Below are 9,034 nucleotides of genomic sequence, written 5' to 3'. Positions count from 1 at the left end.
GCCAGTGGTTACAAGTGCGTTAAATACCTTATTTTTAATCAAAGAAATCTGTAATTTTAAGTAAAAAGTATTATTTAAATTTAAAAGTTTGTTCGAACAAACTTTTTTTGTGGATGAAGATATAAATTATTTCTGCAGAGAATTTGTAAAACCGTTTGGTGTTGCTCCTAATTCAGAAAAACATCCTGTAGTATCTCTCGGCGAACTTCTCACCGAAGGCAGTGGTCAGTTGTACCATTGCACTTTCTTTTGAATAATCCATCTTTGCAAATTCCTGAGATTTGATATCGTTAATCTGTTTGAGAGTCCGCTTGTAAAATTTGTTAAATTCCAAAAGGGAAATCGTCTCACCTGGCAGATTCTCTGTATCAATTACATCAAAAATAAGGTGAGAATTTGAATCAGCAACAATTACAGTATTCATACGGTTCAAGTTGATATCCTTGTCCCGCAAAACTGCAAAATCACCAAGGCAGTATTCGGTATGTCCAACAATCTGAGTTTCGTAAAAGGCATCCTTGAGCAAAGCTTCAGGACGAATCCATAATGGGCCTTGAGTTATTTCATTTCCCGACCCGCTGAAAAATCCATACCAGTCCAGAAGCTCTTCAAAAGCAAAATTAAAGCCTTCACTATGAGGATTTAAGGAAAGCATATGCCACTGCTCATTCAAAAACGAAAGCGACCAATGATTTTCCAGAATACCAAAAACATTTAGAATCGACTTCACCCAGGTTCGCGAGAATCCGGCATGGGAAAACACAAGCCGACCACCCGGACAGTTTGCTTCACATTCAAAAGCAATATCAAGAATGTCACGATTCTCTGTAAGCAGTTTTCTGATTTCATCAATATGACTAATCTGATGACCAGACACACCAGCCCCATGTGGAGTCTTACTCAGATAACTCCAGTCATGATTCCCCAGGAGAAGTTTTCTGTGAACTGTATCTTCCCGAACAAAATCACAAATAGCTTTAAAGTTTTCTCCCTGATCCGGCCATTCATTTTCCCAGGAATCAAAATAATCCCCAAGAAAAACAGCATAATCATAAGCACTTACTGGAAGTTTTTTGCCTCTTCCCACTCATGAGAACCGTGAACATCTGGAATTATTAAAATCTTCATATTCGTTACCTAATGGAAATTATAATTCTAAACGGTTTGAAGAGCATTAAAGTAGTACTTGAATTTAGAAATTACCCAACTTACAGCATTGTTAAAATAGAAGCATAAAACTATTATACAAAGTATGAATATCGCCCATTATCATCTGCCAGGCCTTTTTGAATTTTACGAACTGTACAAAATCTTCCTGCCTTTGTATCGGGAACATCGGGACTGGTTTTATGAGTGGTGCGATATTGGCTCTATTTATGGTGCGCCATCTGATTGTCTCTGGGGCGGAGGCAGGGCTGCCTTTTCTGATGCAAATGTAGATGATGTATTTAAACTTGTAAATGAATTCCGCATATCTGCCAGACTGACGTTCAGCAATTCCTTATTGCAGGAAGAACATCTTTCTGACAGAAAATGTAATGAACTTTGTAAGAAGTTTTCAAAAACCGAAGTAAAAAGCGGTGTAATTGTTCATTCAGATTTACTTGTAAACTATCTCAAATCAAAATATCCAGAGCTTTATCTTGTTTCATCTACTACAAAAGTGCTTACAGATTTTTATGACCTTCAGACAGAATTAAATAGACCGGACTTTGCTTACGTAGTTCCCGACTTCAGGCTGAACAAAGCTTTTGACAGATTGGCCTCCCTACCCCAGGATAAAAAAGACAAAGTAGAATTTCTCTGCAATGAATGTTGTGACTATGACTGTAAAAATCGTAAAGTTTGCTACGAGAATGTAAGCCGTAAAAATCTAGGACAGGGAGTTGCCGACCATAAATGTTCTTCCCCTGATGCTGCAGGCGGCTACCGCTTCTCACTTGCGATGAAGAACCCGGCCTTCATCGGTTTTCAGGATATTCAAAATACTTATTTACCAATGGGTTTCACAAACTTCAAGCTAGAAGGTCGTGGTCTTGGAAGTGCAATTGTACTCGAATTTCTTCTATATTATATGACAAAGCCGGAATATCAGCTCCAGGTTCGTGAAGCCATCTACCTGGATTCTATGCTGGATTTGTTCTAAATAGAATAAAATAAATTGGTGAATATTTAAAAACTAGAGTAAACTAAATATATGAATTTAAAGCGGATTGTAAATCATAAGCTTTATATGACAATTATTTCTCTTGTTGTTTTGAATCTGGCGCTTTTATTTGGAGCAAGAATTTACGGAACAATTATGGAAATTGTAAATCAGAGAAAAATCAATACTATTAACGATTATATTGAAACTCACCGGGAAGAGCGCCCTGACGGCTCAAAACTTCTTCTTCCTGCATTAAAATTCAAGTCTTTGAGCATGAAGCAGAAGGCTTATATCTACACTCAAATTTCGATTGATTATTATTACCGCAGTCAGCTTTCAGACTTTTTTAACAGTGTAAGTTATGCAATTTTTTACTGTGAACAGATTGGCGATATAGAACAGGTAATTTATCTTTATTCACTTCTTTCGCAATATTATTTGAGCATTGGTGCTGATAAATCAGGTTTTGAAACTATACTAACGGCATATCAGTTAAAAAACTTTTATGAAATAGAAGATATTCCTATTAAAGATCAGGCTCTTCATTCTTATGGACGTTATCTTCTTGATAAAAAGGATTACAAAAATGCTTTGAAAATTCAGAAGCAGATGGTGGAAGATGCTAATATTATGATGCAGAATGATTATTTCTTTGGAATGCATGCACTCCGCCGGGCACTTTGCTTTAAAGCATATATTCTTATGATACAGGGAAAAGCAGACGAAGCTTATCAGCTTGCAGAAGAGACTTTGAATAAATATTTTTCTAAGGACGAAGAACTTTCTCACCTTACAGTTTATGATTTTCTTCTTCCTGCCTGGAGAGTAAAAACTCTTTGGGCGCTTGCTAATCACGATTACAAAAAAGCTCTGGAATTCAACAAAGAATACGGCTTAGTTGCTCGAAAATATAACTTTATTATGAAAACAACGCTTCTCACAAAGGAAGTTTTGGCAGCACTTCCACCTTCTATGGTTAAGGAACGAACGGAACTTACTAATGAGCTGGCTGTAAATTCTGAAATTCTTGTACAGACTTATCTTGATGATTATACGGGCGTGACGGCAAAAAATCTTTATAGCTCTGTAGAAAATCTCAGATACACGGCAGAAAAGGAAAGTGCAAGACGGTATTTTTTACAGTCCGTCATCATTTTTATTATAATTTTCCTTGTGTTGATTTTACTTCTGGTTGTAGTCTACAGCGAAACCCAGGTGGATGGTCTTACAAAACTTCGCAATCGCAGGGCTTTGAATATAAGAGTGGGAAAACTTGCTTCAAGTGAAAAACGTTATTCCGCAATTATGATTGATATCGATAACTTTAAAAAATTAAATGATACTTTTGGTCATGATTTTGGTGATGAAGTTTTAAGAACCGTTGCTTCAATTCTTATTAAAAATGAAAGTCATAATGTTAAGTGCTACCGTTATGGTGGTGAAGAGATGGTCATAATTCTTGAACATTTTGATTTGGAGCATGCAGTAAGACTTTCGGAATATATAAGAAATGAAATTTCCTGCCTTAAATGGCGTTATGACGTTCATGTTACGGCAAGTTTTGGTCTTGGTTTTGAAATGCCAGATTCTATAAAAGAAGCTGACGAAAATATGTATGTCGCAAAACAAAAAGGAAAAAACTTTACCGCCTACAGAAAAGACGGCACCCAATATCTTGCCGAGCGCCGTCTTGATATCAGAAATCCCATTCCTGATATTTAATAATGCGGTGGCTTTCGTCCCCTATTTCTTCACTGCCACCAGCTCATAACTTCTTCTTAATACAAAGAAGTCCAGCTTTCCTTTCTATCACCCGCCAATCATAACTCCAATATTTCCGTGTACAAGGATTCTTATGATTCCACAAATTACAAGGTGAGCCGGATAATACCAGTAGAAGAAATATTTCATTCCTTTGAAAGAGCCGCGCTGGCCGTTGTAATTTTTCAGCAAAGGAATTGTCAGGGCTACCCCCATCTGAATAATTCCGTAAATCGGATTGATAAAAATAACATAAACCGTCGCATAAACTGCAATCCACAAAAGCATCATCAGCATCTGCTTTTTGAAATTCCCGCGATTAGCTCCAAAATACAAAATCACAAGAAAGGCCGGACTCGACCAGTCAGACGGAAAAGCCAGAGCCGCAAGTACAAATACCAGAATGATCTTCTGCCACTGCTTCAAATTTTCGCTATTCGAAATATGCAACCCCAGAACTCCAAGAAAAAGCGGCCAGATTACGCTGGTCTGATTAAAGCAGCTGGTTTTAAAAGGAATAAAAGGAATTCCAAAAGCAAAATTGTAGGCAAAATGTCCAATTACAGAAAAAATAAAAAGCCTTAAGAGATATTTTTTCAGGTCGTGCGTATAATGATAGCCCTCTGCAACCATATACCAGAAAATCGGTGCAGCCAGCCGCCCCAGAATATGAAGCAAAATAATCCACCAGTCCGTCGGATAATTCGGAAAAAGCACGCTTATCACATGATCCAGCGTCATAGAAAGAATTGCAATAACTTTTAATTTATTTCCAGTCAGACCCTTTTCCATTTTTTTCCTTTTTCCTTCTATTATATAACTATCTTTCTATATTAAAAACTCCCCCAAATAAATATTTGCTCACGTATTACACAAACTTTTAAAATCTGCTAATATAATCCCACTTTTCAATAGATTGCCTAATCTTATTAAGAGCGGATATCCGCGCCTTTCTATGCTCATGTGCAAGGTCTTTGCGCAGTTATAATGCAATCACATTTATATTCTGGAGTTTCGTATGCCAAAATCTTTGGGACAGGAAATTCTTTTTACCATTCTGATGGTATTTGTTATGGTTTATGCAATGATTTGCTACAACATTGCACTCGCTACAGGCGGAATGACTAATTCTGTATTTTTGCTGGCTTTTCATGAACTTCCGATTATGGCCCCAGTCGCTTTCGTCCTTGATTTCTTCATTGTAGGTCCAATCGCCAAAAAAATCACTTTTTCAAAGTTTAATGCGGAAATCACAAATCCGGTTTTCATCATCCTTTCAATTTCAATCTGTTCAATCTGGCTCATGTGCCCTCTTATGAGCCTTACCGCAACCATCCTTTTCAAGGGCGGCTTCCAGAAAGAAATGGTTTCCATCTGGCTTCAGACAACCGCTTTGAATTATCCAATGGCAACCTTCTGGCAGCTTCTGTTTGCAGGCCCTCTTGTTCGTACAATTTTCGGATTGATTTTTAAAAATTAGGGCGCTCCCCGGCAAGGACCTAAATTCCTGCAACTCCGCCTTGCGGAGTTAAGGCAAGGTTCGGTCAATCCGGAAGTTTTCACGACAAGTTGCGACCTTGCCAGGTCAGGCTTTTCGGGGTTCCGCCTCTCGGCTCCATTCCTCCGCTTTGCTTCGGAATAAGCCTTACGGCTTACCCCTACAATCCTTAGCGCAGTTAAACCTTTCTGAAATTACTTCCAAATGAAATCGATTTTTTTACTTTTATAAAAGAATGCTTTATTCTAATTAGTATGAAAAAAGCTCTGGTATTCATTATTCCGATATTTTTACTTTCTATTATTTCTTGTCAGATGGACTCAAACGACACATCTCGCTCTTATACCATTATTACTGCAACAAAAGACATAAGAGTTCGTGCTTTTCGGTTTGCAGAACTATACCGGGATTCTGATACTGAATACGAATGGGGCGGACAAACTCCAGTGCGGGCTGCAATCAAAATCGACTGCTCAGGACTTGTAGTTATGTGCTATAAGTATGCCCTTGTTGATACAAAATACCTGCTCATTGAAAATGATATGTCTTCGGCATACATTTATGAACATGCCTCTGAGCTAATAGTATCTCCAGAACAGGGTGATTTAATATTTATGGGTGAAGAGAATTCCGATAAAGTAACCCACATTGCCATTTTCGACCGTGAAGAAGCCGGAGAAATATACTTTATCGACAGTACGGATAATGGAACTGTAAACGGAGTTACAGAGCGACATTACCCAACCGATAGTAAAAAATTCAAAGCCTTTGGCATAATGAAAATCAAATACTAAATTTACTTTTCCGCAATCACTTCAATTTCAACCAGTGCGCCTTTTGGCAGGGCGGCAACTTCTACGCAGCTTCGGGCAGGCTTTACTGTGAAGTATTTTTCATATACAGAATTGAAGGTTGCAAAATCCTGAATGTGCTGAAGGAAGCAGGTGGTCTTCACTACTCTATCCAGTGATGAACCGGCAGCCTCAATCACAGCCTTGAGGTTTTTAATAACCTGCTCTGTCTGACCGGCGATGTCAGTAGCTTCAATATTTCCGTTTGCTGGATTGATTGGAATCTGGCCTGAAGTATAAATCAAATTTCCTGTTACAATTGCCTGTGAATATGGCCCGATTGCAGCAGGCGCTTCTTTTGTTGAAATGATATTCATGATTCTATCTCCAATTATTTACCTATTAAAAAGATGGGATTATAATACAAAGAAGAGGAAATACAGTCAATGAAGGGAATACTATATGGCATAGGTGTCGGAATCGGGACTTCTTCCGGGCTTTCAATAAGCGCGCTCGAAACAATCAAAAAATGTGATGTGATTTTCTTTCCGAATAAATCACGGGATGATTGCCGAGCCTATCAGATTGTAAACTCATATTTAAATGAACTTGAGACAAAGAAGCTCTGTTTCTGCGATTTTCCCATGACAAAAGATGAAAAGTCTTTAGCACAGGCCTGGGAAAAATGCGCCGGAATGATATGTGATGATTTAAAAGAAAAAAACGTAGCATTCCTGACAATTGGAGATCCTTCCCTTTATTCAACTTTCTTTTACATAAAAGAACTGGTTGAAAAGAATGGCTTCAAAACTCAGATTATAGCCGGTATTCCTTCCTTCTGCGCTGTTGCCGCAAAACTTGGCATGAGTCTTGCTTTGGAAAACGAGCAGATTCACATAATCCCTGATACAGATGACCTGGAAAAGATTTTTTTGCTGTCGGGAACTCTTGTCTTTATGAAAAGTGGAAAAAATCTTTCAAAACTAAAGGATTTTCTTATTTCTCATAAAGCTCAGATAAGAGAATTTGGTGCAGTATCAAACTGCGGTTTTGAAAATGAAAAAATAATGAGGTCCCCCGAAGAGTTGGATGAAAAACTTTATCTTACCGTCGTGATTGTGAAGAAAAATGATTAAGGGCGGTTGCCCGCCCCTATTCGATGTTCATATGGAAAGTCCTTGAACAGACTTACTTTTCCACCTTTGCGTAAGACTGACCCATAAGGATATGCTGATATCCGCCCTGACCGTCTTCCGGACAGACAAGGGAAAGATTTACCGATGACTGGAATACCATTACGATGTCGCTTCCACCAAAGAGAAAATATCCCATCGGGTCACCTTTTTTGACCTTCGCTCCAACTTTTACAGAATCTTCCCAGTTGCAGGAACAAATCTGAGACATTCCAATAGGCAGAACTGCGACAAGTCCATATTCTTCCGTATCAATAATTACGCAGTCGCGGGTTTCAATCATCTGCCAGCCTGGAATTGCATCAATAAGAACATAACGCTTGTTCTTTGCATCCCACTCAGTAATTCCACCAGCTCCATTTACAGCCTTGATTTTACGAACTTCTTTTATGGTTCCGCTTACAGGAAAGTGATAGCGGTGATAGTCATTCACATCAAGGAAGGTGTGAGTAAGAGTTCCACCTTTAAATGCGTCTTTGTAAGCAGAATCAGGGCCAATAAGCTGAGCAACAGAAGTAAAATCAGCTGATTTAATTACGAGACCTTCTTTCTGGATAAAATTGCCGTTTGAATCAATCTTCCAGATTCCCTGAGGTGTTGAATCTGCAGGTGCAACAACAAAAGAATCAGCAATCGGGCGGACAGAAGGATCTATAAGGTATCGGGAAAACCATTCGTTAAAAGTTTTCCAAACATTTTTGTCTGCATACCAGCCGTACTGCATATTCATGCTTGGATCTTTTTTTATGCGCTCATAATATTTATTATTCCAGCTGGCTTTTGTAGAAAGAAATTTTCCCCATTCATCAGAATATTCCCGGCACCAGGTCGCAATCGGCTCATGGTACTGCAAAGTCGGATAATAGTAGCCGCGTCCTTTAAGCTCATCCAGCGGCTGGTCAAGAATAAACCAAAGATAATCTACACTCTGATCAATACGATCGTATAAAGTCGGCTGTTTTATATCAGTAAGAACATTCCAAGGCATACAGATTGTAGCCCAATCCAGGAAATCATAAAGCTCAGCAACATTATCAATAGGATTTGTTTCTGGATCCGAATTTATTTCATGAGCCATCTTGATAGATTTTTCCATCATAGCCATAAGTTCCGGATCTGAAGTCAGATATTGTTCCATAGCAAGAGAAGCTTCTGACCGGGGAAGTTTCTTTGAATTCTTCACCGGTTTGCCATAAATGCCGCAAACCACAACAAAAAGTAAAACTAACCCAAATAGTTTCTTTTTCATAAAGTCCTCCGTATTGTTGTAGGGAATTTATCAGATACTATTTTATTACAGCATTATGGTATAGGCAATTTTTTTATATTTTGTGTAATAGGAGCAGGCATTAAACAGTAAGGCAGGTTGTTGTAATCAGCCGCGACGGCGAGATTCTGGAATAGCATTGACAATATTATAACGTTGTTATATTGTTAGTTATCACTAACATACGGGATAAAAAATGGAACCTTTAATCAATTCACAAATTAAAACTAGCAGAAAACTTTTTCTTTTGGGAATCGCAGGAAGCATTCTTTGGCTTTTAGCGAAGTTTCAGTAAACGAAAAAGGAACTTTGTTCTGTGTAAATGGTATCGCAAAATGAAAAGTCAATTGATGATTCAGGCAAATTCTGATATTC

The 9,034-nt window shown here is 38.2% G+C and carries 9 protein-coding genes; 5 read left to right on the top strand and 4 right to left on the bottom strand.

The genetic code is table 11. The features are described from left to right. Positions 1-172: 172 nt before the first annotated feature. Positions 173-1,087, bottom strand: coding sequence for a hypothetical protein (locus tag MSI_RS06970; protein ID WP_039924489.1), 915 nt, complete (start codon positions 1,085-1,087; stop codon positions 173-175). A 165-nt stretch (positions 1,088-1,252) separates the two neighbouring features. On the opposite strand from MSI_RS06970, the gene MSI_RS06965 reads away from it, so the two are divergent. Then, positions 1,253-2,146, top strand: a complete 894-nt coding sequence (locus MSI_RS06965; RefSeq protein ID WP_009105186.1) for a hypothetical protein — start codon at positions 1,253-1,255, stop codon at positions 2,144-2,146. 51 nt (positions 2,147-2,197) lie between these two features. Continuing rightward, positions 2,198-3,871 carry a GGDEF domain-containing protein gene (locus MSI_RS13965; RefSeq protein WP_009105183.1) on the top strand — a complete coding sequence of 558 codons (1,674 nt, stop codon included), beginning with the start codon at positions 2,198-2,200 and terminating at the stop codon, positions 3,869-3,871. Between the two features lie 87 nt (positions 3,872-3,958). Here MSI_RS13965 and MSI_RS06955 read toward each other — a convergent pair whose 3' ends face one another. Next, complete coding sequence (locus MSI_RS06955; protein ID WP_009105181.1) at positions 3,959-4,702, bottom strand: TraX family protein; 744 nt, start codon at positions 4,700-4,702, stop codon at positions 3,959-3,961. A gap of 226 nt (positions 4,703-4,928) precedes the next feature. Between MSI_RS06955 and MSI_RS06950 the strand changes: the two genes are divergently transcribed. Further along, a complete protein-coding gene (locus MSI_RS06950) occupies positions 4,929-5,390 on the top strand; it encodes a DUF2798 domain-containing protein (protein WP_009105179.1) in 462 nt (153 codons plus the stop codon). Positions 5,391-5,662: 272 nt separating this feature from the next. Continuing rightward, on the top strand, positions 5,663-6,202 hold the full coding sequence (locus tag MSI_RS06945; protein WP_009105177.1) for an NlpC/P60 family protein: 540 nt from the start codon (positions 5,663-5,665) through the stop codon (positions 6,200-6,202). A 2-nt stretch (positions 6,203-6,204) separates the two neighbouring features. On the opposite strand, the gene MSI_RS06940 is transcribed toward MSI_RS06945, so the two are convergent. Beyond that, entirely contained in the window at positions 6,205-6,576 is a 372-nt protein-coding gene (locus tag MSI_RS06940; RefSeq protein WP_009105175.1) for a RidA family protein, read from the bottom strand. Between the two features lie 69 nt (positions 6,577-6,645). Here MSI_RS06940 and cobI point away from each other — a divergent pair, with 69 nt between their 5' ends. Further along, the gene (gene cobI, locus MSI_RS06935; RefSeq protein WP_009105173.1) at positions 6,646-7,335 is read left to right on the top strand and encodes a precorrin-2 C(20)-methyltransferase; all 690 of its coding nucleotides are present in this window, start codon (positions 6,646-6,648) and stop codon (positions 7,333-7,335) included. 52 nt (positions 7,336-7,387) lie between these two features. Here the strand turns inward: cobI and MSI_RS06930 are convergent, their stop codons facing one another. Continuing rightward, entirely contained in the window at positions 7,388-8,641 is a 1,254-nt protein-coding gene (locus MSI_RS06930) for a phosphatidylserine decarboxylase (RefSeq protein ID WP_009105171.1), read from the bottom strand. Positions 8,642-9,034: the final 393 nt, after the last annotated feature.

It is taken from the genome of Treponema sp. JC4 (assembly GCF_000260795.1).
Lineage (GTDB): Bacteria > Spirochaetota > Spirochaetia > Treponematales > Treponemataceae > Treponema_D.
This window is presented reverse-complemented; position numbering and strand designations above follow the sequence as displayed.

Coding starts and splice junctions, on each gene's coding strand:
- MSI_RS06945 (WP_009105177.1), top strand. CDS start 5,663: ATGAAAAAAGCTCTGGTATTCATTATTCCGATATTTTTACTTTCTATT.
- MSI_RS06955 (WP_009105181.1), bottom strand. CDS start 4,702: ATGGAAAAGGGTCTGACTGGAAATAAATTAAAAGTTATTGCAATTCTT.
- MSI_RS06950 (WP_009105179.1), top strand. CDS start 4,929: ATGCCAAAATCTTTGGGACAGGAAATTCTTTTTACCATTCTGATGGTA.
- MSI_RS06930 (WP_009105171.1), bottom strand. CDS start 8,641: ATGAAAAAGAAACTATTTGGGTTAGTTTTACTTTTTGTTGTGGTTTGC.
- MSI_RS06940 (WP_009105175.1), bottom strand. CDS start 6,576: ATGAATATCATTTCAACAAAAGAAGCGCCTGCTGCAATCGGGCCATAT.
- cobI (WP_009105173.1), top strand. CDS start 6,646: ATGAAGGGAATACTATATGGCATAGGTGTCGGAATCGGGACTTCTTCC.
- MSI_RS13965 (WP_009105183.1), top strand. CDS start 2,198: ATGAATTTAAAGCGGATTGTAAATCATAAGCTTTATATGACAATTATT.
- MSI_RS06965 (WP_009105186.1), top strand. CDS start 1,253: ATGAATATCGCCCATTATCATCTGCCAGGCCTTTTTGAATTTTACGAA.